The 23,237-nt window shown below is 65.7% G+C and carries 24 protein-coding genes; 8 read left to right on the top strand and 16 right to left on the bottom strand.

All coding sequences use genetic code 11. The features are described 5' to 3' along the window. Positions 1-258: 258 nt before the first annotated feature. Positions 259-1,515, bottom strand: a complete 1,257-nt coding sequence (gene urtA / locus AC07N6_RS06150) for an urea ABC transporter substrate-binding protein (protein ID WP_494779435.1) — start codon at positions 1,513-1,515, stop codon at positions 259-261. Positions 1,516-2,068: 553 nt separating this feature from the next. Between urtA and AC07N6_RS06145 the strand changes: the two genes are divergently transcribed. From AC07N6_RS06145 to AC07N6_RS06135, 3 genes are all read left to right on the top strand, one after another. Further along, entirely contained in the window at positions 2,069-5,482 is a 3,414-nt protein-coding gene (locus AC07N6_RS06145) for an ATP-binding protein (RefSeq protein WP_494779434.1), read from the top strand. Next, the gene (locus tag AC07N6_RS06140; protein WP_494779433.1) at positions 5,460-6,407 is read left to right on the top strand and encodes a response regulator; all 948 of its coding nucleotides are present in this window, start codon (positions 5,460-5,462) and stop codon (positions 6,405-6,407) included. The genes AC07N6_RS06145 and AC07N6_RS06140 overlap by 23 nt, the downstream gene beginning before the upstream one ends. Positions 6,408-6,514: 107 nt before the next feature. After that, the gene (locus AC07N6_RS06135) at positions 6,515-6,712 is read left to right on the top strand and encodes a hypothetical protein (RefSeq protein WP_006713029.1); all 198 of its coding nucleotides are present in this window, start codon (positions 6,515-6,517) and stop codon (positions 6,710-6,712) included. 242 nt (positions 6,713-6,954) lie between these two features. On the opposite strand, the gene AC07N6_RS06130 is transcribed toward AC07N6_RS06135, so the two are convergent. From AC07N6_RS06130 to AC07N6_RS06100, 7 genes are all read right to left on the bottom strand, one after another. Continuing rightward, entirely contained in the window at positions 6,955-8,415 is a 1,461-nt protein-coding gene (locus AC07N6_RS06130) for a cobyric acid synthase (RefSeq protein WP_494779432.1), read from the bottom strand. Positions 8,416-8,488: 73 nt separating this feature from the next. Continuing rightward, positions 8,489-9,094, bottom strand: a complete 606-nt coding sequence (gene cobU, locus AC07N6_RS06125) for a bifunctional adenosylcobinamide kinase/adenosylcobinamide-phosphate guanylyltransferase (RefSeq protein WP_494779431.1) — start codon at positions 9,092-9,094, stop codon at positions 8,489-8,491. A 401-nt stretch (positions 9,095-9,495) separates the two neighbouring features. Next, positions 9,496-9,852 carry a hypothetical protein gene (locus AC07N6_RS06120; protein ID WP_494779430.1) on the bottom strand — a complete coding sequence of 119 codons (357 nt, stop codon included), beginning with the start codon at positions 9,850-9,852 and terminating at the stop codon, positions 9,496-9,498. Positions 9,853-9,912: 60 nt separating this feature from the next. After that, complete coding sequence (locus tag AC07N6_RS06115; RefSeq protein ID WP_494779429.1) at positions 9,913-10,059, bottom strand: hypothetical protein; 147 nt, start codon at positions 10,057-10,059, stop codon at positions 9,913-9,915. 174 nt (positions 10,060-10,233) lie between these two features. Next, the gene (locus AC07N6_RS06110; protein ID WP_494779428.1) at positions 10,234-10,437 is read right to left on the bottom strand and encodes a hypothetical protein; all 204 of its coding nucleotides are present in this window, start codon (positions 10,435-10,437) and stop codon (positions 10,234-10,236) included. 155 nt (positions 10,438-10,592) lie between these two features. Further along, positions 10,593-12,245, bottom strand: coding sequence for a phosphoglucomutase (alpha-D-glucose-1,6-bisphosphate-dependent) (pgm, locus tag AC07N6_RS06105; RefSeq protein WP_494779427.1), 1,653 nt, complete (start codon positions 12,243-12,245; stop codon positions 10,593-10,595). Between the two features lie 195 nt (positions 12,246-12,440). Continuing rightward, on the bottom strand, positions 12,441-12,695 hold the full coding sequence (locus AC07N6_RS06100) for a GlsB/YeaQ/YmgE family stress response membrane protein (RefSeq protein WP_494779426.1): 255 nt from the start codon (positions 12,693-12,695) through the stop codon (positions 12,441-12,443). Between the two features lie 491 nt (positions 12,696-13,186). On the opposite strand from AC07N6_RS06100, the gene AC07N6_RS06095 reads away from it, so the two are divergent. The 3 genes from AC07N6_RS06095 (at position 13,187) to AC07N6_RS06085 (ending at position 15,444) form a co-directional block, all read left to right on the top strand. Beyond that, complete coding sequence (locus AC07N6_RS06095; RefSeq protein ID WP_494779425.1) at positions 13,187-13,444, top strand: hypothetical protein; 258 nt, start codon at positions 13,187-13,189, stop codon at positions 13,442-13,444. Positions 13,445-13,498: 54 nt separating this feature from the next. Next, on the top strand, positions 13,499-14,524 hold the full coding sequence (gene galU, locus AC07N6_RS06090) for a UTP--glucose-1-phosphate uridylyltransferase GalU (protein WP_494779424.1): 1,026 nt from the start codon (positions 13,499-13,501) through the stop codon (positions 14,522-14,524). A 398-nt stretch (positions 14,525-14,922) separates the two neighbouring features. Continuing rightward, complete coding sequence (locus AC07N6_RS06085; RefSeq protein ID WP_494779423.1) at positions 14,923-15,444, top strand: hypothetical protein; 522 nt, start codon at positions 14,923-14,925, stop codon at positions 15,442-15,444. Positions 15,445-15,552: 108 nt separating this feature from the next. On the opposite strand, the gene AC07N6_RS06080 is transcribed toward AC07N6_RS06085, so the two are convergent. Then, positions 15,553-16,410 (bottom strand): MOSC domain-containing protein, encoded by an 858-nt coding sequence (locus tag AC07N6_RS06080; RefSeq protein ID WP_494779422.1) that lies wholly within the window; start codon positions 16,408-16,410, stop codon positions 15,553-15,555. 187 nt (positions 16,411-16,597) lie between these two features. On the opposite strand from AC07N6_RS06080, the gene AC07N6_RS06075 reads away from it, so the two are divergent. Together AC07N6_RS06075 and AC07N6_RS06070 are read left to right on the top strand one after the other, a co-directional pair. Then, complete coding sequence (locus AC07N6_RS06075; RefSeq protein WP_494779421.1) at positions 16,598-17,047, top strand: CopD family protein; 450 nt, start codon at positions 16,598-16,600, stop codon at positions 17,045-17,047. 87 nt (positions 17,048-17,134) lie between these two features. After that, a complete protein-coding gene (locus AC07N6_RS06070; protein WP_494779420.1) occupies positions 17,135-17,923 on the top strand; it encodes a 2-keto-4-pentenoate hydratase in 789 nt (262 codons plus the stop codon). Positions 17,924-18,013: 90 nt separating this feature from the next. Here AC07N6_RS06070 and AC07N6_RS06065 read toward each other — a convergent pair whose 3' ends face one another. The 7 genes from AC07N6_RS06065 to mdcG all read right to left on the bottom strand — a co-directional run bounded on the left by AC07N6_RS06065 (position 18,014) and on the right by mdcG (position 23,226). Beyond that, positions 18,014-18,493: an acyl-CoA thioesterase gene (locus AC07N6_RS06065; protein ID WP_494779419.1), complete on the bottom strand. Its 480-nt coding sequence runs from the start codon at positions 18,491-18,493 to the stop codon at positions 18,014-18,016. A gap of 149 nt (positions 18,494-18,642) precedes the next feature. Then, on the bottom strand, positions 18,643-19,575 hold the full coding sequence (locus AC07N6_RS06060; protein WP_494779418.1) for a 2-hydroxyacid dehydrogenase: 933 nt from the start codon (positions 19,573-19,575) through the stop codon (positions 18,643-18,645). Between the two features lie 182 nt (positions 19,576-19,757). Further along, positions 19,758-20,009: a hypothetical protein gene (locus AC07N6_RS06055; protein ID WP_494779417.1), complete on the bottom strand. Its 252-nt coding sequence runs from the start codon at positions 20,007-20,009 to the stop codon at positions 19,758-19,760. A gap of 40 nt (positions 20,010-20,049) precedes the next feature. Continuing rightward, positions 20,050-20,298, bottom strand: coding sequence for a DUF6139 family protein (locus AC07N6_RS06050; protein WP_494779416.1), 249 nt, complete (start codon positions 20,296-20,298; stop codon positions 20,050-20,052). A gap of 287 nt (positions 20,299-20,585) precedes the next feature. Then, entirely contained in the window at positions 20,586-21,542 is a 957-nt protein-coding gene (locus AC07N6_RS06045; protein WP_494780246.1) for an ACP S-malonyltransferase, read from the bottom strand. Beyond that, a complete protein-coding gene (gene mdcB / locus AC07N6_RS06040; protein ID WP_494779415.1) occupies positions 21,539-22,510 on the bottom strand; it encodes a triphosphoribosyl-dephospho-CoA synthase MdcB in 972 nt (323 codons plus the stop codon). The genes AC07N6_RS06045 and mdcB overlap by 4 nt, the downstream gene beginning before the upstream one ends. Beyond that, entirely contained in the window at positions 22,498-23,226 is a 729-nt protein-coding gene (gene mdcG, locus AC07N6_RS06035) for a malonate decarboxylase holo-[acyl-carrier-protein] synthase (RefSeq protein ID WP_494779414.1), read from the bottom strand. The genes mdcB and mdcG overlap by 13 nt, the downstream gene beginning before the upstream one ends. Positions 23,227-23,237 lie beyond the last annotated feature (11 nt).

Raw genomic sequence — 23,237 nt, 5'->3', positions numbered from 1 at the left:
CCGCCTTGGGAAACGATTTACAGGGGCGGCGGCGCCCGCATGTCACAACAGGCGCCGCCGCTTTGCTGCTCGGAGGCCGGATCAGCTCCGGCCGTGAAGCCTGATAGCCGGTCACGCAATCGACTGATCGCCGTTCGGACTGAGTAGGCCCGCAGGGCCGTATCGAAGGCGCGCCGTTCATCGCCTTCGATACGCGGCTGCGCCGCTACTCAGTCCGAACGGGGAAAGCCCGATCGCGGGACCATTCACGACCAGCGCTTACTGGTAACCCTTGGGGAAAGGATTGGGCTCGATCAGCTCGGACTCGTAGACGACCTTGAACTGGCCATCCTTCTGCGCCTGGCCGATGCGGGTCTTGCTCCACAGGTGATGGTTCTCGTGGACCTTGACGTAGCCTTCCGGCGCGGTCTTGAGCTCGATGCCGGGCGAGGCCGCGACCACCTTGTCGACATCGAAGCTGCCGGCCTTCTCGACCGCCGCCTTCCACAGCCAGGGGCCGAGGTAGGCGGCCTGGGTGACGTCGCCGATCACCGAGTTGGCGCCGAACTTGGCCTTGAACTCGGCCACGAATTTCTTGTTGTTGGCGTTGTCCAGGCTCTGGAAGTACTTCATCGAGGCGAAGAAGCCTTCGACGTTCTCGCCGCCGATGCCCAGCATTTCATCCTCGGTCACCGAGATGGTCAGCAGGTTCTGGGTCTTGGCGGTGACGCCGGCCGCCTTGAGCTGCTTGTAGAAGGCCACGTTGCTGCCGCCGACCACGTCGGCGAAGATGACGTCGGGCTTTTTCAGCTTGATCTTGTTGATCAGCGAACCGAACTGGGTATTGCCCAGCGGGTAGTACTCCTCGCCCACCACCGAGCCCTTGAGCACGTTTTCGATGTGCTTGCGCGCGATCTTGTTGGAGGTGCGCGGCCAGATGTAGTCCGAGCCGACCAGGAAGAAGGTCTTGGCCTTCTTTTCCTTGGCCACCCAGTTCAGCCCGGCCAGCACCTGCTGTGTCGCCTCCTGCCCGGTATAGAACACGTTCTTGGACTGTTCCAGGCCTTCATAGAAGGTCGGGTAGTACAGCAGGCCATTGTCCTTCTCGAACACCGGCAGCACGGCCTTGCGCGAGGCCGAGGTCCAGCAGCCGAAGACGGCCGCGACGCGGTCGTTCTCCAGCAGCTTCTTGGCCTTCTCGGCGAAGGTCGGCCAGTCGCTGGCGCCGTCTTCCTGGATGATCTTGATCTTGCGGCCGAGGATGCCGCCCATGGCATTGATCTGGTCGATCGCCAGGCGCTCGGCCTGGATCGAACCGGTTTCGCTGATGGCCATGGTGCCGGTGGCCGAATGCAGCTGGCCGACGGTGACTTCGGTGTCGGTGATGGCCAGCTTGGTGGTGTTGATCTTGGCGGTCGGGAACTGCTGCGCCGAGGCCAGGCCCGGCAGCGCGGCGGCAGCCGCACCGGCGGCCAGTCCCGCCAGGATCTTGCGGCGTTGGGGCGAAGGCGGTCTGGAAGAGGAACGGTGCGACATGCGGTACTCCTTTCGAGGCTTTGTTGGATGTTGTAGATGCGATCGTGGCCTTGCCGGGCCGGCGCCGGATCGGGCCGGTCGAAACGAATGCGGACGGCGCCGCAGCCTGGATGCGGGCATGCGAGCTGTTCCCCCGCCGTTCCCGCCGGCACTGCGCTGTCCGTCGTTCTGGGACGAAGAATAGGGTTGGCGATGCAGTGCAACAATACGTTGTTCGACGTAACGGCCGGGCGTATCCGGCCAGGCCCGCGCGCACATGTTTCGAACACGCGCGGCATGTTATTGGTGCATCGGGCATCCATCGCCGCGCCGCGCATGCCTGCGCAAAACCCCCTGCCTGCGATGTTTTGGTGAGGCCGGCGAGAAATGGCCCGGCGACATACGTCATTTGACGTATGCCCTCGCCGGCCGATTGGTTTGAAAATTGCTAGCAAGAAGCACAGGAAGCAGCGCCGTCGAAAGATGCTGTCCCGCAGGATGGGACAAGCTCCGCCAGCACGAGCGAGCTTCTCGCGCACGGCCTCCGGCCCCCTGACAACAACGCGAGCAATATGTGACCAATCCCGCCACGCAACGCATCGTCAAAGTCCGGCGCGACTACAACACCTGGGTCGCCAACGAGATGCTGGAAGACTACGCGCTGCGCTATACGCCGCGCTCGTTCCGGCGCTGGTCGGAGTTCCGCCTGGCCAACACGGCGCTGGGCGCGACCTCGTTCCTGGCGCTGGAGGCCATCAGCGGCGCCATCACCCTGAGCTACGGCTTTACCAACACCTTCTGGGCCATCGCCTGCGTGGTGGTGCTGTTCTTCCTGACCGGGCTGCCGATCAGCTATTACGCCGCCCGCTACGGGGTCGACATGGACCTGCTCACGCGCGGCGCCGGCTTCGGCTACATCGGCTCCACCGTCACTTCGCTGATCTACGCCAGCTTCACCTTCATCTTCTTCGCGCTGGAGGCGGCCATCATGGCCCAGGCCATCGAGATCTATTTCGGCCTGCCGCTGGTCTACGGCTATGTGCTGTGCTCGCTGATCATCATCCCCATGGTGGCCTACGGCATTACCCTGATCAACCGCCTGCAGATGTGGACGCAGCCGCTGTGGATCGTGCTGCTGGCCCTGCCCTACATCTGCGTGCTGCACAAGGAACCGGAGGCGCTGGCCAACCTGCTCACCTTCGCCGGGCGCGCCGAGGACGGCAGCTCGTTCAACATCCTGCTCTTCGGCGCCGCCGCCACGGTGGCCTTCTCGCTGATCGCGCAGATCGGCGAGCAGGTCGACTTCCTGCGCTTCCTGCCGGAAAAGACCGCGGCCAACCGCGGCCGCTGGTGGACCGCCCTGCTGCTGGCCGGGCCCGGCTGGATATTGCTGGGCGGCGCCAAGATGCTGGGCGGCGCGCTGCTGGCCTTCCTCGCCATCCAGCACGAGGTGCCGATGGCCAAGGCGGTGGAGCCGACCCAGATGTACCTGATCGGCTACCAGTACGTATTTTCCAATCCGGCGCTGGCGCTGGGGGCGGTGGTGCTGTTCGTGGTGGTGTCGCAGATCAAGATCAACGTCACCAACGCCTACGCCGGTTCGCTGGCCTGGTCCAACTTCTTCGCGCGGGTGACCCACAGCCATCCCGGCCGCGTGGTGTGGCTGGTGTTCAACGTGCTGATCGCGGTGCTGCTGATGGAGCTGGGCGTGTTCAACGCGCTGGAGCATGTGCTGGCGCTGTACAGCCTGGTGGCGATTTCCTGGATCGGCGCGGTGGTCTCGGACCTGGTCATCAACAAGCCGCTCAAGCTGAGTCCGGCCCATATCGAGTTCAAGCGCGCCCACCTGTACGACATCAATCCGGTGGGCGTGGGCGCGATGGCGATCGCCTCGCTGCTGTCGGCGATCGCCATGTCGGGCGTGCTGGGCAAGCTGGCCGCGGCGATGGCGCCCTTCATCGCGCTGGGCACGGCGCTGCTGTGCGCGCCGCTGATCGCCGTCGCCACCAGGAGCCGCTACTACATCGCCCGGCGCGACACCTTGTCGGACCACAGCCACGCCCAGGGCCAGCTCGACTGCGTGATCTGCGGCAACCGTTTCGAGACGCCCGACATGGCGTACTGCCCGGCTTACCAGGGCACGATCTGCTCGCTGTGCTGCTCGCTCGACGCGCGCTGCAACGACCGCTGCAAGGCGCCCGCGGCGCGCCTGCCCAACCAGATCTTCCAGACCCTGCGCAGCCTGGTGCCGGCGCGCTTCACGCTCAAGCTCAATACCCGCATCAGCCACTACCTGATCGTGTTCGGCACGCTGGCCGGCGGCCTGGCGATCATCCTGTGGATGCTGTACTTCCAGCAGATGGCCGACATTTCCGGCCTGGCCGCGACCGGGCCCGACTCCATCAAAAGCATCTTCGTCAAGCTGTTCTGCATGCTGCTGGTGCTGCTCGGGGTCGGCTCATGGTGGCTGGTGCTGACCAACGAAAGCCGCGCGGTCGCCCAGGAAGAATCCGAGCGCCAGACCAACCTGCTGCTGCAGGAGATCGAAGCGCACAAGCAGACCGACGCCGAGCTGCAGCGCGCCAAGGAAGCCGCCGAGTCGGCCAACCTGGCCAAGAGCCGCTTCGTGGCCGGCATGAGCCACGAGCTGCGCACCCCGCTCAACAGCATCCTCGGCTATGCGCAGATCCTGCATGTCGACGCCACCATCCCGCCGGCGCGCAAGGACGCCATCGCAGTCATCCGGCGCAGCGGCGAGCATCTGCTGAGCCTGATCGACGGCCTGCTCGACATCGCCAAGATCGAGGCCGGCAAGATGCGCCTGGCCTCCGACGAGGTGGCGCTGGCCGGCCTGCTGGAACAGATCACCGGCATGTTCGCGCCCCAGGCCGAGCAAAAGGGCATGGCCTTCAGCTTCGAGAAGATCGGCCGCATCCCGCACATCGTGCACGCCGACCAGAAGCGACTGCGCCAGATCCTGATCAACCTGCTGGGCAACGCCGTCAAGTTCACCGACCACGGCAGCGTGACGGTGCGGGTCCACTACATGCGCGAGATCGCCTACTTCGACATCATCGACACCGGCATCGGCATCGCCGACGACGACCTGGAGCGCATCTTCCTGCCTTTCGAACGCAGCAATGCCGCCAACCTGCGCGAAGACATCGGCACCGGCCTGGGCCTGGCGATCAGCCGCATGCTCACGCACATCATGGGCGGCGAGCTGTCGGTCAAGAGCGAGGTCGGCCGCGGCAGCAGCTTCCACCTGAAGATCTACCTGCCGGAAGTGCATGTGCCGCGCCCGCGCCTGAAGCTGGAAGACCAGATGACCGGCTATGCCGGCCCCGCGCGGCGGGTGCTGGTAGTGGACGACCAGGCCTCGCAGCGGCGCCTGCTCAAGGAGATGCTGCTGCCGCTGGGCTTCGAGGTGGCCGAAGCCGACAGCGGCATCGCCTGCATGGAAGAGTTGGCGCGGCGCGTGCCGGACCTTGTGCTGCTGGATATCGCCATGCCGCTGATGGACGGCTGGTCGGTCGCGCGCGCCATCCGCGCCCGCGGCCTGTCGCAGCTGCCGGTGATCCTGGTCTCGGCCGATGCCTTCGAGAACCTGCACGAGCGCAGCGACCCGCCGCTGTACGACGATTTCGTCGTCAAGCCGGTGTCGTACAACGAACTGCTGGCCAAGATCCGGCTGCATCTGCGCCTGGAGTGGGTGGCGCCCCCGCCCGCTGCTGCGGCGGCTACGACGGCGCCCGCGCAGCCGGTGATGCTGGTGCCGCCCCGCCACAAACTGCAGGCGCTGCTGGAGCTGGGCGCGATCGGCTATGCCAAGGGCATCCTGCGCCAGCTCGACGAACTGGAACGGCACACCCCCGCCTACCTGCCCTTCACCACCGACCTGCGCCAACTGGTCAGGCAATTCCGCCTGAACGAATATGTCACCCGCATCGAGGAGCTGATCCGCCATGATCTCAACGACGTTCGATAGGCACGTGGTCCTGATCGTCGACGACATGCCCGACAACCTGGCCATGCTGTCCGACTCGCTCGACGAGAGCGGCCATATCGTGCTGGTCGCCACCGATGGCCTGTCCGCGCTGGAGCGCCTGGACCGCATCACGCCCGACCTGATCCTGCTCGACGCCATGATGCCCGGCATCGACGGCTTTGAGACCTGCCGCCGCATCAAGCTGATCAGGAGCGTCAACCATGTGCCGGTGGTGTTCATGACCGGCCTGTCGGAAACCGAGCATGTGGTGCGCGGCTTCGAGGTCGGCGGCATCGACTACGTCACCAAGCCGATCCGCACGCAGGAAGTCGTCGCGCGTATCGGCGCCCACATCCGCACCGCGCGCATGATGTCGCAAACGCGCGGCGTGCTGGAGCATGCCGCGCACGCGGTGATCGTGCTCGGCCACAACGGCCTGCCCCTGTGGCAGACCAGCAAGGCGTCGCTGTGGCTGGAGAAGTATTTCGACGGCGCCGGCCACAAGCTGCCGGCGGCGCTGCAGTCCTGGCTCAACGAAAGCCTGGTGCGCCACCGCCAGGACGGCGGCAAGCTCGAAGACATCCCGCCGCTGGCGCTGCGGCAAGGCGACTGCGAACTGCGCATCGCCGTCTCGGGCGCCGGCGCCGGCCACGGCCTCACCCTGCTGCTGGAAGAAAAGCGCCTTGCCGCGGCAGCGCCGGCCGGCGGCGAAGCGGCCCCCTGCTTCGAAGGCTTTCGCCTCACCCCGCGCGAGAACGACGTGCTGATGTGGCTGGGCAAGGGCAAGACCAACCGCGACATCGCCGACATCCTGGGCATGAGCCCGCGTACGGTGAACAAGCACCTGGAGCACATCTTCGTGAAACTCGGCGTTGAAACGCGTTCGGCGGCGGCGGTATTGGCCAGCAACGGCCTGCTGCAATAAATAGCCGGCACAGAAAGACCGCGCGGGAAGATTTTCCGGCGCGACCGCGGGCTTTGGCATATCCTTGCGACTGCAGTACCTGAACCTGAACGAAGCAAGGAAATATCATGCCCAAAAAAGAGAAACTGGATCCGGAAACCGAAGCCCTGATCCAATGGTGCACCGAAGTCGAGCAGTTCCTGGTCAAGGGCGGCGCCACGCTCGACCAGGCCCAGGAACATATCGAAGAACAGGTCGAGTGGTTCACCGACCTGTTCTACGATGGCCTGACGCCGGAAGAAGCGGCCAAGGAAGCGCTGGCCTGAGCCTTAGCCTGCATCGCCCTCCCTAACCCGTCCCGGCCTTGCGCCGGGACATCCCTCTCCAGCCTGCTCATCTGTTGATTTTCGACCTTCTTCCTCTTGAACATGTGCGTGAGCAAGCGCTCCGTCACGGCCTCGTCTGTGAAGATGAATGAATGGCCAGTTATAAAGTTTTGTTCAATATTTAATTTTGTTCAGTTTTTATGAACATTAAAAATTAATGAACAGTTCCACCGCTAAACAGCTTATTTCTGCCCATACCTGCCTAGCGCCTGATACAAAGGCAGCGCTGCATCCGCCAGCCGCTCCAGGCTGGCCTCGCGCAGCGCGTCCAGATCAACCGTGGCAGCACCATCCAGCCCTGCCCATGCCAGCAGCGCCGAAAACGCCTGCGGCGTGTCGAACATGCCGTGCAGGTAGCTGCCGAGGATCTGGCCGTCTTCCGACACCGCCCCTTCGCCGCGGCCATCGATGACGAAGGCCGGGCGCTGCAAGGCCGCGCCTTGCGATACGCCCATATGGATTTCGTAACCGCGCACGCCGGCGTCACCGGCGCCGAAAGCGCAGCGGCCGCTGACCTGCAGCAGGCGCTTGTCGCGCGTGAGCTCGGTGCGCATGGCCAGCAGGCCCAGGCCGGGCGTGCTGCCCGGCGCGCCTTCCACGCCATGCGGGTCGTCCACGCTCTGGCCCAGCATCTGGAAGCCGCCGCAGATGCCGATCAGCTTGCCGCCGTAGCGCAGGTGCCTGCCGATCGCCTCCGGCCAGCCTTGCTGCCGGAGCCAGGCCAGGTCGTCGCGGGTGTTCTTGCTGCCCGGCAGGATGATCAGGTCGGCCGGCGGAATCGGCCGGCCCGGCCCGATGAATTGCAGGTCCACCTCGGGATGCGCGCGTAGCGCATCGAAATCGGTGTGGTTGCTAATGCGCGGCAGCACCGGCACCACCACGCGGAATTGCCCTCGCGCGCTCTGCGATGCGGCGATTGCATCCTCCGCATCGAGCTGCAAGCCGTGCAGGTAAGGCAGCACCGCCAGCACCGGCTTGCCGGTGCGCTGCTGCAGCCAGTCCAGCCCCCCTTGCAGCAGGCCGGGGTCGCCGCGGAAACGGTTGATGACGAAGCCGACCACGCGCGCACGCTCGCTCTCGGAGAGGCAATCCAGCGTGCCGGTCAGGTGCGCGAACACGCCGCCACGGTCGATGTCGGCGACGATGATCACCGGGCAATCGACCGCCTCGGCGAAGCCCATGTTGGCGATATCGCGCGCGCGCAGGTTGATCTCGGCCGGGCTGCCGGCGCCTTCGACGATGATGGCGCGGTACTGCGCGCGCAGGCGATGGTAGGACGCCAACACGGCCTGCATGGCCTCGCTCTTGTAGCGGTGGTAGTCGCGCGCGTGCATGTCGGCGCGCACCTTGCCATGCACGATCACTTGCGCTCCGGTGTCGCTGGAAGGTTTGAGCAGCACCGGGTTCATGTCGGTATGCGGGGCGATGCCGGCGGCCTGTGCTTGCAGCGCCTGGGCCCGGCCGATCTCGCCGCCGTCGGCGGTGACTGCGCTGTTCAAGGCCATGTTCTGCGGCTTGAACGGCGCCACCGCGATGCCGTCGCGCCGGAGCAGGCGGCACAGCGCCGCGACCAGGGTGCTCTTGCCGGCATCCGACGTGGTGCCCTGGATCATCAGGGTATGGAAGGGAAATTCAGCGGTCATCAGCGCTCCATTGCAGCTGCGTTTGTTCCGACGCTTAGCAAGCCCAGCCAGGGCCAGGGCCAGGACACGCCGCTCAGCATGAGGCGTCCTTGAAGCTCAGGGGCAAGCCCGCAGCCACCCATTGCACCCGCTCGCAGATCGCCGCCACCGACTGGTTCAGGCGCCCGGCCTCGTCGACGAACCAGCGCGATACCGCGCCGGTGGGCACGATACCCATGCCCACTTCGTTGGACACCAGGATCACCGTCCCCTGCGTCTCTTGCAGCGCGCCGAGAAAGTCCTCGCGTTGCAGCGCAAAGGCGGCTGGCGCCTCGATCGGCCCCAGCTCGGGAAACGCATGGCCTGCCGCGAACAGCAGGTTGGACAGCCACACCGTCAGGCAATCGACCAGCACCACCTTGCCGGGGCCGGCGTGGGCCCGCAATGCCTGGCCCAGCGCCAGCGGTTCTTCCACGGTGCGCCAGCGGCTGCCCAGCGCCTCTCGCCGTTGGCGATGGTGGGCGATGCGCGCGGCCATCTCGGCATCGGCCGCACTGGCGCTGCGATCGGCGGTGGCGATGCAGACGATCTCGTCCGCGCCGGACCTGGCCGCCGCCAGCGCCTGCTGCTCGGCATAGGCGCTCTTGCCGGAGCGCGCCCCGCCAAACACCAGGGTGCGCCGCGATTGCTCCGCGTTCATGTGGGTTCTCCTTGCCAGCGGTGTTCGAACATCATTTCATCCAATCGAAACAGGTAGGCGCATCAACGGCCGCGCGGTGGTTCGCGTGCGATTCATGGGGGTGGAGTGGGAATGGAGTGGGAATGAAGTGAAAATGGCAGCAGAACCTAGTCCGTGAATCTGTTTCGCGCACGATATATCGACCGGTGCATGCCGGCCTGATGGATTTGAACAGCAATGGTGGAAGCTGCCGGTACGATCGCCCTCCGCGATGCAACCCTGAATTCGCTTCGGGCCGGTTTCCGGGCTGGCGGGATGAAGCCGTCGGCTTCGCGGACAGACGCCTCCCCTTGTCTTGTGCCGCGCAGTATAAAGGCCGGCCCCGCTTAGGGCAACCGCAGCGCCTGGCGTCGGGCCGCCCCTCAGCTCCCGCCGGAGCGGTCGATGGCGTCGCTGGCCGGGAAGGTATCGGCCAATGCCTGGTCCATTTCGGCTTCCCGCTTGCGGTCTTGCCTGCCGTGCTCTTTGTTGCGCTCATTGTTGCGCACCGTCTTGTTTTGCGCGGCCAGCTTGCGCGCATCGTCCTCGACGATGCCGCGGCCGATCTCGTTGTCGGACGAGGCTTGTTTCACCGCGGGTTCGTGCGCACTGTGGCGGCGCCGGCGATCCCGCTCGTCGGAGGCCGGCGACGCCGGCGCCACCGGCATGGAAATGAGCGAACCCATGCCGGTCGTGAGCATCCTGGCGAAATGGGGAATGAGGGAATCAGGTTGGTGCATGACAAGCTCCTCTATGCGAAACCGGATGCAACCCATACGCAAGGCTATCTGCCTTTCTTGCTACACACGGATAGGCTGGTCCGGAGAGCGCGGGTTGAGCGGCGGATCCTCGACCGGAATCGGGTCGTCGTCGGGCAATTCCGGCGGCGGCAGATGCGGATCGGGAATCGGCGGCGTTTCCTGCGGGGTATGCAAAGCGTTTTTCAAATGGCGCCTCCTGCTGCGCATCGCCCGACGGCACGTCCCGTCATTGCCGGCTGGGATGCTGGTGGGGAATCGGCTCCTGCGGCGGCGTCGGGTCCAGGGGCGGAAGCTCCACCGGCGGAACATCCTGGGGTTTGTGCATGATCGTCTCCGGGTGCGCGGCGGCTCAGGCGGACCTCAATCCTTGCCTGGGCCGGACATCAGCCCATCGTCGGCGCTGGCGCCGGGGTCTTCGGTGCCGTCCGGCTCCAGCGCCTGGAACTCGTCAGTCTCCGGCGCCGGCCGCTTGTGCCTGGCGGTCAGCGCGCAATTGCCGCCGAAACGCTTGCCTCTGGTGTCGCCTGCGGCGGCTTGCGCGCCCGGTGGCGCCTGCTTGTTCATATCCGGCCCTCCTGCCTCAATGTACCCGACCATCCTAGGGATGCGGCAACGGCCGGGCAACCGGACATTGGAGCAATCGCATGTAGGAAGTCCGGAAGAACAAACGCCGGTTACCTTGGGGCAACCGGCGTTTGCAGGCAAGCGAAGAGACTGGCTCAGCCGGCCTTCAGCGCGCGCGTCACGATCTCCTGCGCCTCGGCGAAGATGCGCTCCAGGTGCGCCTGGTCGCGGAAGCTTTCGCCGTAGATCTTGTAGATGTTTTCGGTGCCGGAGGGGCGCGCGGCGAACCAGCCGTTGTCGGTGACTATCTTGAGGCCGCCGAAGGGCTTGCCGTTGGCCGGCGCGGTGGTGAGCACTTCGCGGATAGGCTCGCCGGCCAGTTCGGTGGAACTGACGTCGTCCGGCGAGAGCCTGGACAGGCGCGCCTTCTGCTGCGGCGTGGCGGCGGCTTCGATGCGGCCGTTGAGCGGCGCGCCGAGCTGCTGCGTCAGTTCCTGGTAGATGCGGCCCGGATCGTTGCCGGTGCGCGCGGTCATCTCGGCGGCGAGCAGGGCGGCGGTAATGCCGTCCTTGTCGGTGCTCCAGGGCTGGCCGTCGAAACGCACGAAGGAGGCGCCGGCGCTCTCTTCGCAGCCGAAGGCGATGCTGCCGTCATACAGGCCGTCGACGAACCACTTGAAGCCGACCGGCATTTCCAGCAGCTTGCGGCCGAGATGGCCGGCCACGCGGTTGATCATCTGGCTCGACACCAGGGTCTTGCCGACCGCCGCGTCGGCGCGCCATGCCGGGCGGTGGCTGAACAGGTAATGGACGGCGACGGCGAGGTAATTGTTGGCCGGCAGCAAGCCGGTGCTGCCGGCGATGATGCCGTGGCGGTCGTGGTCGGTATCGCATGCCAGCGCGACGTCGAAGCGCTCCTTCAGCGCGATCAGCTCGGTCATCGCGTACGGCGAAGACGGGTCCATGCGGATCTGCCCGTCCCAGTCCTGCGGCACGAAGCGGAAAGCCGGGTCGACCTCGGTATTGACCACCTCCAGGTTGAGCTTGTAGCGCTCGGCGATGGCCGGCCAGTAATGCACGCCGGCGCCGCCCAGCGGATCGACGCCGATCCTGACGCCGGCGCCGGAGATCGCCGCCAGGTCGATGATATTGGGCAGGTCGCTGACATAGTTGTCGAGATAGTCGTAGCGGCGCGTGGTGCCGGCCTTGAGCGCCTGCTCGAAGGTCAGGCGCTTGACGCCCTCCAGGCGCTGCTCGAGATAGGCGTTGGCGCGCTGCTCGACCCATCCCGTGACATCGGAATCGGCCGGGCCGCCATTGGGCATGTTGTACTTGAAGCCGCCATTGTCCGGCGGATTGTGCGAAGGCGTGATGACGATGCCGTCGGCCAGCGCCGTCCGGTTGACGCGATTGTGCGCCAGGATCGCGTGCGACACCGCGGGCGTGGGCGCATAGGGGCTGCCCTCGGCCAGCATGGTCACCACTTCGTTGCCGGCCAGCACTTCCAGCGCGCTGTGCCAGGCCGGTTCGGACAAGGCGTGCGTATCGATGCCCAGGAACAGCGGGCCGGTGAAGCCCCGCCCGTTGCGGTAGTCGCAAATGGCCTGGGTGATGGCCAGCACATGCCATTCATTGAAGCTGTGGGCATTGGCATTGCCGCGATGCCCGGAGGTGCCGAAGGCAACCCGGTGGGTGGCCTCGCCCATGTCGGGGCGCAGGCTGTAGTAATTGGAGAGCAGGACTGGCAGGTTGACCAGTGCCGAAGGCGCCGCGCGTTTGCCGGCCAGTGGATTGGCGCTACTACTCATGGGATATTTTTTCTTGATGGATGGAAACAGGGTCGGGCGTATTGGCAGCCACCGTTCGCGCCATGCTCAAGAAGCGCGACGGTGACACTGTCGAAACGGCATTGTAGGGCAAGCTTGCCGTATCGGACAAAGCAGAAACAGCGCACCCGATGCGCCGGCGCCGGGGGCTTCCTGGTTTTTTCCGACGGCGCAGGCTCATGCGCGCCGGGAAAACGCCCTCACGATGACGAGCAAGACGATCGCGCCCAGCGTGGCGGTGAGGATCGACGCCAGGATGCCGCCGCCGATGGCGATGCCCAGCAAACCGGCCAGCCAGCCGCCGATCACGGCGCCGACGATGCCGATCAGGATATCGGCCAGCAAGCCGAAGCCGCCACCCTTCACCAGCACGCCGGCGAGCCAGCCGGCAATGGCCCCGATAATGAGCCAGGCAATGATTCCATGATCCATGAGGTTCCCTTTCGTTTGATATTGTGGATGGGACTTCTTGCGGCCGGCGCAGTACGGACGATAGCCACAGATGAGGCTATGGTAGGCAGCCGCCTCCCCGCCAGCTATCGGACGGCGGCCGATTTCCTTGTAGGACAAGCGCGGCGTTTTCCCCTGCTTCTTTTGGCCTGCTGCTCTCCTGCTGCTGTTCCGTTGTTCTCCTGTTTTCCTACAGATCAAAAAGCGGGTTTCCTATAGCCCGCATCCAGGGCTTTTTTTAAGCTTGCGCCAAACATGAAAAACCGGATCGGCAACCGGCCGGCCAGCCGGGCGCCCGATAACCCGATAACCGCCCTGCCTCACCGAATCGCTTCACGACAATCGCCGTACAGATCGAAAGCCACGACGCCATGCATACTCCCCCACGATGCCAGGAGCCATCACAGCCCGTTCCCGTCCGCGCAGACACTGCGGCCGCGGGGTCGGCTGCGCGCGCAAGCGAGAACGGCAACATGGAAGCGCATGCGCAAGCGTCAGAGCAGTTGCGACGCCGGATTTCGGTCACGGCTCCGCAATTGGCGTCGGTGCTTGAATTGCTCAATGACGGCAGCCTCGACGGCCACAGCGCATCCGGCGAGCGGCCCGCGCCGGTTGCCGGCAAGCGCCTGTGGCATGCCGGCGCGGCGCCGTTGCTGCATGGCTGCCTGGCCTACCTGAGAGTCAAAGCGATCGAAAAGAAACAGGCCCGGAGCCTGCGCGGCAATGGGTGAGGAGCAGGGTGAGGAGACGCCACGTCCATCAATCAACCTCTACTTGGGTCTACCATGACAAAAATCACCAAAGCAGTCTTTCCTGTCGCCGGTCTGGGCAGCCGTTTCCTGCCCGCCACCAAGGCGCAACCCAAGGAAATGCTGCCCATCGTCGACAAGCCCCTGATCCAGTACGCGGTGGAAGAAGCCGTCGCAGCGGGCATCACCGAAATGATCTTCGTCACCGGCCGCAACAAGCGCGCCATCGAAGACCATTTCGACAAGGCCTACGAGCTGGAGAGCGAACTGGAGGCCGCCGGCAAGCAGAAGCTGCTGGAAACCATCCGCAATGTCATTCCCAAGCATATCAATTGCGTCTACGTGCGCCAGGCCGAACCGCTGGGCCTGGGCCATGCGGTGCTGCTGGCCAAGCCGCTGGTGGGCAACGAACCCTTCGCGGTGCTGCTGGCCGACGACTTCATGGATATCGATGCCGGCCGCAAAAATGTCATGGCACAGATGACCGAGATGTTCGAGCGCGAAGGCAAGAGCCTCCTGGCCGTGCAGGATGTGCCGCGCCAGGATACCCGCCAATACGGCATCGTCAGCGGCACCCGCTACCGCGACCGACTGGAACAGGTCGGCGGCATCGTCGAGAAACCCACGCCCGAAACCGCGCCCTCCACCCTGGCCGTGGTCGGCCGCTATGTGCTGACGCCGGCCATCTTCGCGCGCCTGGAAAACATCACCCCCGGCGCCGGCGGGGAGCTGCAGCTCACCGATGCGATCTCGGCCCTGCTGGCGGAAGAACAGATCCTGGCATACCGCTACGAAGGCCGGCGCTTCGACTGCGGCTCCAAGCTGGGCTACCTGAAGGCCGCCGTGGCGATGGGCATCAAGCACCAGGAAATCGGCGACGACTTCGCGCATTTCCTGCGCGACTTCAACGCCGAGCATGGCCTTGAGCAAACCGCCCAACTGAAGGTTGCCGTCGCCAAGAGCGGCGAAGTCAAGGAATTCGACCCCGCCGCGGCGCAACAGCGCCGCCCGCTGCCTGCGGCTGGCGACAGCCAGCCGGCGGCAACCCGCCGTTTCATGTAACCCTCCAGTAGAGAAGCAAGCCCTTTGAGCAGTCCCGCCGTTCGCGGCCGGACTGCTTTTTATTGCTCTTCGCTCCCGCCTTGCCGTCCGGCCCGACGTAAATTGTTTTCCGGCGTTGTCACAATGCTTTAACCTGGGCTTGCTAGGATCGCCGGCATGGCATTCGCGCTGCTCCGCCCCCCCCTTCCCCGCCCGCGCTCCCGGGCATTGCTTCCCGGCCCCGCTGGGCGGCGACCGCTTTTTCCATCCGGTTTGTCTTTTTTCGGCACAGGAACACCCGATGTAAACGTTTGCAACCTCAACAAAATATGATGGAATCGTTCACACTCCGCCGCCCGGATTGCGACAGCGCCTCAAACAATATATATTGTTTATATTAATTTTTCACAGGAGGGTTCATGGCAACCAGAGTTCAAGCCGCAACAACCGCAAGCAAAAAGCCCGTGGCCAAGGCCGCGCCCGCCGCCCGGCCAGCCGCGAGGAAGCCCGCCGCCAAACCGGCCGCACGTCCTGCCGCCAAACCTGCCGTACGTTCTGCCGCGAAAGCCGCGCCCAAGGCTGCAGCCCCCGCCCCGAAGGCGCCCGCGGCTGCGGCAAAGGCAGTAGCGCCGGCGCCGAAGAAGCCTGTCGCCGCCGTGCCGGCCAAGCCGGCTCAGAAGCCGGCAGCGCCGACCAAGGCGGAGAAGAAGGCCGCCAAGCCGAAGAAGGTCAAGCAGGTGCGCGACAGCTTCACCATGCCGGAAAACGAGTACGCGGTGCTGGCGCAAGTCAAGAAGTCCTGCCTGAAGGCCGGCGTCGAGATCAAGAAGAGCGATCTGCTGCGTATCGGCGTGTCGCTGATCAAGAACCTGAAGATCGCCGATCTGAAGGACATCCTCAGCAGCCTGACGCCGCTGAAGGTCGGCCGCCCCAAGAAATAAGGGAACGCTGCGGTGTGCAGTGGCTCGCCAGCGGGCCGCGCCCCCCCCCCAAAAAAAGCGCCGCTCCGATGATGTCGGAGCGGCGCTTTTCCCTTGGGGTCGCTCAACTCAGAAATTCAATTCCCAACCGCAGGCCTGCCCCGCGCGTATGCTGCCGCCCATGCCGCCGATGACGATGGCATTCTGGCCGAAGGTCAGGCCGCCATCCACGCGCGGATTGGCGCGATAGCTTGCCAGCGTATCGAGCGGCTCGTCCGGCCATTGCGGATCGCGCAGGCCGGTGCGCTGGTCGATTCCCGGCACCGGGCAGCGCGCACAGGGTTTCACCAGCTTGAGCGCCACGGCGCCGCCATCGCCATCGTCCAGGGTGATGGTATCGATGAAATCTTCCTCGTAGGCCTCTAGCCCCTGTATTACCAGGTTCGGGCGAAAACGCTCCATCGGCAACGCCGGCGCGCCCTTGGCGCCCAGCCGCGCATTCAGGTCGTCCAGCGATGCCTGGCCGATCACCAGCAGCGGATAACCGTCCGAAAATTGCGTCGTCGCACGGTGTTCGCCGGTCCAGCGTGCGCTGCAGGCGCGCGTTGCATTCGGGTCGAAGCGCACCAGGCGGGCGTCCATACCCAGATAGTCCGAGAACCACTGGCGGGCGCGCGCTCCCTGGTCCAGGGCGGCCACCCTATCCTTCCACACCTGCACCTGGACGCTTGCGCCATCTTCGCCGGCGGCCGCCAGTTGCAGTTCGGGCATGCCGGGGGCGGACAGCAGCAGCGCGCTATCCACGAAACGGGGAGCGATGCAGGCCATGCGCGCATGGCTGCGTTGCGTCAGGAATTCCCCGGCGCCGTCCACCACCATCCAGTGGCGGTCCAGCGCCAGCCCGAGCGGGCCGATGCACGCCTGCTCCAGGGCGATGCCGCCGCACGACTTGATCGGATAGATATTGATTGCGCTGAGTATTGCCATGCCATTCCTTGTTCTCGATGATCGTCGCCGTATTGGATGAGTTCTAATGACGCGATACGGCGTTGCCATTACGGCACGACATTATCACAGGCGGCGCGGCCGATATCCGGCGCAACGACACGGGCCGCACCATCATGCGACAATGCGCCAATCGCTCTTCCAACTGCGCTTACCTGACGGGATTGAAATGCTGCTTGCGAAATTTTTCCATCTGCTTGGGCTGACCATCTGGGTCGGCGGCATGTTCTTCGCCCACATGGCGCTGCGTCCGGCGCTGGCGGCTTTGCAGCCGCCGCAGCGCCTGGTGCTGATGGCGGCGACGCTGGGCGCGTTCTTTATCTGGGTGTGGATTTCCATCGCGCTGGTGCTGGGCAGCGGGCTGCACATGATGATGCTGATGGGCGCCGGCCGCATGCCGCCCCATGTGCATGCGATGGCCGGCATCGGCATCCTGATGATGCTGATTTTCGGCCACATCTTCTTCGCGCCGTTCCGCCGCCTGAAACTGGCCGCCGCCCAGCAAGACTGGGATCGCGCCGCGCGCGCCCTGGGCCAGATCCGCATGCTGGTGGGCATCAACCTGTGCCTTGGCCTGCTGACCATCGCCATCGGCGCGCTGGGGCCGATGATGGCTTGAGAAGCTGTTCCGCGCGGCGGCATCAACATGGCTGCGTCATCGCCGCATATCGACAATCCGACAATTCGACAATAGGGGGAAATGTACGTGCTGAATGAATCGCAACGGCAGCAGGCCGCCGACCTGCTGTGGGACTGCTGGGCGCATGGACGCCGCATCGCACAGCTGCCGCAAGAGCTGCGCCCGACCGAGCGCGGGGAAGCCTATGCCATCCAGGCGCGGCTGGAAGCGCACAGTTTTGCCCCGCTGGCCGGATGGAAGATCGGCGCCACCGGCCCCGGCGGCCAAGGCTTGCTTAACATCGATGCGCCGCTGGCCGGCCGCCTGCTGGCCGAGCGCATCCATCGCAACGGCGCCGTCATTTCGCTGGGCAACAGCCTGATGAGCGTGGTCGAGGTGGAAGTCGCCTTCCGCATGCGCAAATCCTTGCCGCCGCGCAGCGCGCCTTACTCGCAAGAAGAAGTGCTCGATGCGGTGGGCTCGGTCTACCCCGCCATCGAGCTCCCCGATACCCGTTACGACAATTTCAAACAGGTTGGCGCCGCCCAACTGATCGCCGACAACGCCTGCGCCGACCAATTCGTGCTGGGCGCGCCGGCCGACGTCGACTGGCGCGCGCTCGACCTGGCCGCGCTCCCGACCTTCGGCCGCATCAACGACGGCGAGCAACGCGACGGCAGCGGCGCCCAGGTGCTGGGCGACCCGCGCATCGCGCTGACCTGGCTGGCCAATGAACTGTCCCAACATGGACTGACGCTGGCCGAAGGCCAGATCGTCGCCAGCGGCTCGACCATCGTGCCGTTGCCGGTGCGCGCCGGCCAAGGCATCCTGGCCGACCTGGGGCCGCTGGGCACGGTCGCCATCGAGCTCGCCTGAAGCGGAGGCGCAGCGCAATAAAAAACGGGACAGCCAGGCAGCTGTCCCATTTTCATTGGTGCGCGACGATGGCCAACCGATGGCCGGCCATCAGCCCGGCTTGACTTCCTCGAAGCGGCGTTCCAGTTCCTTGCGCAGCGACTTGCGCAGCACCGCGGCTTCGAAGCGGCGCTTCTCTTCCTTGGAGAACGGCCGCAGCGGCGGCACGGCGATCGGCTTGCGCTGGTCGTCCACCGCCACCATGGTGAAGAAGCAGCTGTTGACGTGGCGCGTTTCCTGGGTGCGGATGTTCTCGGCCACCACCTTCACGCCAATCTCCATCGACGACGTGCCGGTGTGGTTGACGCTGGCCAGGAACGTCACCAGTTCGCCCACATGGATGGGCTGGCGGAACATCACCTGGTCGACCGACAAAGTCACCACGTACTGGCCCGCGTAGCGGCTGCCGCAGGCGTAGGCGACCTGGTCCAGCAGCTTCAGGATGGTGCCCCCGTGCACATTGCCGGCGAAGTTGGCCATGTCGGGCGTCATCAGGACCGTCATGGTGAGTTGGTGAGATGGCAGATCCATGGTGCTTGGCTCTCTCTGTATTGCTGTCAGCGTTTGGAATGAATGGAAGCCGGAGCGCGTCCCCGCGCAATCCGGTGGCCGCAGATATTACCAGCCTTGGGCAACCTGAGGCGCCTCCCGGCCCTCAAAAAAACCCGAAAATCCGCCATTCAGGCCCGTACCGCCGGCTCGGCGGCGGCGAAATGCTCTTCGCAGTTGCGCAGGAACTGTTGCACGGAAGCATCGATCGATTCCGGCGACCAGCCGGCGATGTGCGGCGTCAGCACCACATTGGACAGGCCGACCAGCTCCTGTGGCGGCTGCGGTTCGCTCTCGTAGACATCCAGCCCGGCGCCGGCCAGGCGGCCCTCGCGCAAGGCGGCCGCCAGCGCGGCGGTATCGACGATGCTGCCGCGGCCGATGTTGACCAGGTAGCCTTGCGGGCCCAGCTCATCGATCACGCGCCCGGACACCAGATGCTTGGTATCGGCCCCGCCCGGCGCGGCGACGATGATGAAATCGGCCCAGGCGGCCAGTTGCGCCACGTCCGGGAAATAATGGAAATCGACGTCGTCGCGCTTCTTGCGGTTGCAATAGCCGACCTCGATGTCGAAACCTGCGGCGCGGCGGGCGATCTTCTTGCCGATGTTGCCCAGGCCGACGATGCCCAGGCGCTTGCCCGCCACCTGCGGCTGCAGCGGCAGATGGTCGCGCCAGCCGCCGGCGCGGGTGGCCTGGTCCAGCGCCGGGATATGGCGCACGGTGGCCAGCAACAGGCCCATCGCATGGTCGGCCACGCAATCCTCGTTGGTGCCGGCGCCGGTGGCGATGTCGATGCCGGCCGCCTTGGCGTGGGCCACGTCGACGTTTTCATAACCGGCGCCAAAGGCGCACACCAGTTGCAGGCGCGGCAAGGCGCGCATCTCGTCGGCGCTCAGCCCGGTGCCGCCATTGGTCAGCACCACCGCGACATGCCTGGCCGGGCCGGCGATCATGTCGGCCCGGCGCTGCTTGTCGGGGGCGTAGAGGATGTCGTAGTGTTCGCCGATGGTGGCGAAGCTGGTATCGGAAAGGTGGATCAGGACGAGCAGTGGCGGCTTCATAGGGTCGGGGCGTTAATTTGAAAAATCGCGATGCCCGACATTTTATGGCGAAAAGCGGCTAACCGTATGCGCCGGTTGCCGCGTCGGGTGCGCCCATCTCCCCATGCGATTTCCATGCCACCGCGCTTGCGGCCGGGCGCCGCTGGCGCATAAACAACGCCAGCGACGCCAGCGGCATCGGCTCAGTGATGCGGCACCGGGCGCCGGCTGCATTCCAGCAGCGCATGCGCCACCTGCAAGGCCCCCTGCTCGGCCGATTTTTCATCGCCAAAGGTCTGGTCGGCCAGCACCCGTTGCGACGGAAACACCGGATTGCGGTGCATGGGATTGTGCGACGGCCCAAAGATGGCCACATTGGCCACCCACTCTTCGCCGCCGATCACGCGTACGCCCGAGTACTCGATATCGTAGTCGCCCATGTGTTCGGTTGGCATGATGGTTCCTCCTTGGTTCATGTGGCATTGCGCGCGGGCATCATGAAGCGCCGTCGCCGGCGCGGTCGCCCAGATGGGTGATGGCATAGCCCTTTTGGCTGATCTGCACGAATGCGTCTTCCGGCTGCAGCGTGAAATGCCGCCGCCCGTCCCGCTCGACATCGGCGCCCCGTTCATGCATCTGCCAATCGGTATTGGTGACCTCCTGCGGCAATGGCTTTTGGTGCGGGATGAGCAAATAGGAAAACAGTCCGTCGCTGTCCGGGCGTTTGTAAACGTCGACTTTCATCGTGGGCTCCTGGTCGGGTTGAACACGGTTTGCGCAATGCTGCAAGCATCGAGGCAAGTACAGCCCGCGCCGTGCCATGGCAACACGGCTTGCTGGTCCGACTTGGGCCTGTTGTATGCGTTCAGGCACGAATGTGTACAGCATCCACGCCTTCAACATAGCACTTGCACAGGGGCGATGCCAGTAATCCCGATGCCGGTTCCCGGTATGGATCAGCTATTGCTCAACTATTGCATGAGGCCATCGCGGCGGGATCGGCAAGCCGCTGGCGGTGGCCTCAATCGGACTCAATCGGCCTGGCGCCGCAGCCATGCCAGCGCCCCGGAAAAGCTGCGGAAGTCGGACAGGGAGCGGCATTCGATCTGTGGATGGCGCTCGCGCAGCATGCGCGACAGCGCCGAGCAAGGCCCCAGCTCCAGCGCGACCGTGACGCCGCGTTCGGCGCAGGCGTCCATGCAGGCGGCCCACTGGATGGTCTCGGTCAGTTGTCTTGCCAGCAAGCTGCGCGCCTGCGCCGCATCGTCGACAGCCTGCCCGGTCACGCCGGCCAGCAAGGTCAGCGCCGGTGCCGCGCAGGAAGCCTGCGCCAGCACATCGGAAAACGGCGCGACTGCCGCCTGCATCAGCGGCGTATGCGAAGCCAGCCCGACCGGCAGTTCGCCGGTGCGCGCGCCCATCGCGGCCAGCTCATCAGCGGCGGCGCGCAGGTCGCGGCTGGCGCCGCCCGCAATCAGCGACTCTTCGCCGGTATCGATGGCGACATATGCGCCGTGGCGTTGCAGCACCGCACGCGCCGCGGCGCCGGCCATGCCGCTGACCGACATCAAGCCCTGCTCGCGCTGCATGGCCGGCGCCTGCTGCCGGGCAATATCCATCAAGCCGGCACGCCGGGCCGCGATGCCCACGGCCTCTTGGGCCGCGAACACGCCGGCCACCGCATAGGCGGACAATTCGCCGACGCTATAGCCGGCCACTACCGCAGGCGCGCCGACGATAGCGACTAGCTCATCAGCAATGGCATGCCAGGCGGCAAGCTGGGCCGCGACGATCAGCGGTTGCGCGTGGCGGTTGGCATAAAGCTGCTGCGGATCGGCCAGCACCTCGGCCAGCGGCGCATCCAGCCACTGCGCCAGTCCGCATTGCGCGAGAAAGGCGGCGCCGTTCGCATCGGCGCGCGCCATGTCGAACATGGCGGGATGCTGGCCGCCCTGGCCGGGGCAGAGGATCGCCAGCCGCATGCTCAGCCCCTCCCGCACGGGGGCAAGCCGGACGCATCGCCCAGCGCACACGCCTGATGCACCAGGCAAGCCGCCGCCAGCAGGTCGGCGGCGCCGCCCGGAGACAGGCGTTGCGCCACGAAGGCCCGGTGGCAATCGAGAGCCATCGCATGCCAGCCGGGATGGGCGGTGCCGCCGGCGGCCAGGAAAGCGGCGCTGCGCCCACGCACCAGCGCGGCTCCCGGCTCACCGCCACGGTGATAAACATTGGTGTCGCTGACATGCTGCATCAATGCGAACAAGGCATCGATCTTGGCCGCTTGCCAGTCGCGGCCATGTTCCAGCGTCTGGCGCATGCGCGGCAGCGCGATCTCGAATACCGACGGAAACCCCAGCGCGCCCTCCTCGCGCGCGCCGCCCACGGCATGGGCCGCCGCCACTTGCTGGCCGTGGCTGGCCCGGCCTGGCGCCTGCGCATGGGTATGGCCGGCCAGCGCATCGCCCCATTGGATCAGCAGCGTGGCGCGTATCGTGGCCTCCGACAGGGGCATCTTCTGCGCGCGGCAATATGCCATCGCCGCGCATAGCATGCCCAGCGCGAAAATGGCGCCGCGATGGGTGTTGACGCCGCCGGTGGCGCGCAGCATGCGCTGTTCCGCGGCAATCGCCAGGCGCTGCAACTCAGTGAAGGGCGCGCCCCGCATGCCGGCTTCGGCGATCAGGAAAAAATAACGGCGCAGCGAAAACAGGCTGCGCATGAAAGTGGAGGCATCCATATCGCGATGGCTGCCGTTATCCACCAGCGAGACCAGGCCCGGCTTGGGATACAGCACCAGTTCCTGGTACAGGCTGCGCAGCGCCAGGCGCGCCAGCGTGCGGCTGAAGGCCAGGTTGTCGCGCACATCGCGGCGCTTCTGCGTGTAATGCGGCGCCGGCGCGCGCGCGGCGCGCCAAATGTCCCCGGGCTGGCCGGCGGGCCGGTTCAGGCCGCGCATCGTTGGCTCCCCTGTGGTTCATCCCCCGATTGCGGCAGGCTTGCCGCGAGTGCGCCGACGCGCTCCAGCTTTACCGCGTCCGGCGTCTTGACCAGCACCTTGTTGTCGGGGTCGCCGCCCTTGACGGCGACCTGCCGCCATTCCTTCCACGACACCGCGGCGCCGCCGGGAAAGACGATTTCGCCATCCAGCGGCAAAAACATCGCGTGGTAGGCCAGCAGGCGCACGCCCTGCGCCAATTGCGCCTGGCTGGCCGGCTCGAACAGCAAGTCGATGTCGGAGCCGCCGCGCACATATTGCTGCCCGGTGATGGCCTGCCAGGCCAGCGAGCCGAACACGCCCAATGCAATGCCTTGGCGCGCCATGCTTTCCTGCAATTGCGCCATCTGCTCCTGCCACGCCGGCGGCAGGCCCGGCAAGCGCGCGGCGGCAATCTCGCGCAGCAGGAACGGCGCGCGGCGAGACGCCACCTCCGAAGCATGCAGGCGCAAGGCGATGCGCGGCTTGTTGCCGTGCACGTCGGGCGGCAAGGCGATGCCGGCGCAGATCTCGCCGGCATCGGCGTCAATATCGGCATCGGCGCGGCGCAGCACCGCCGGCCAGCGGTTGCGCTGCCAGTGCGCCATCGCCTCGCGCTGGCGGGCGTCGCCCGCGCGCTCCTGCGCGCGCTGCCAGCCCGCTTCGCTCAGCCAGACCAGGTGATGGCGTTCATGCATGCGGCAATCCC

Source organism: Herbaspirillum sp. GW821-FHT09A12, from assembly GCF_059418325.1.
This window is presented reverse-complemented; position numbering and strand designations above follow the sequence as displayed.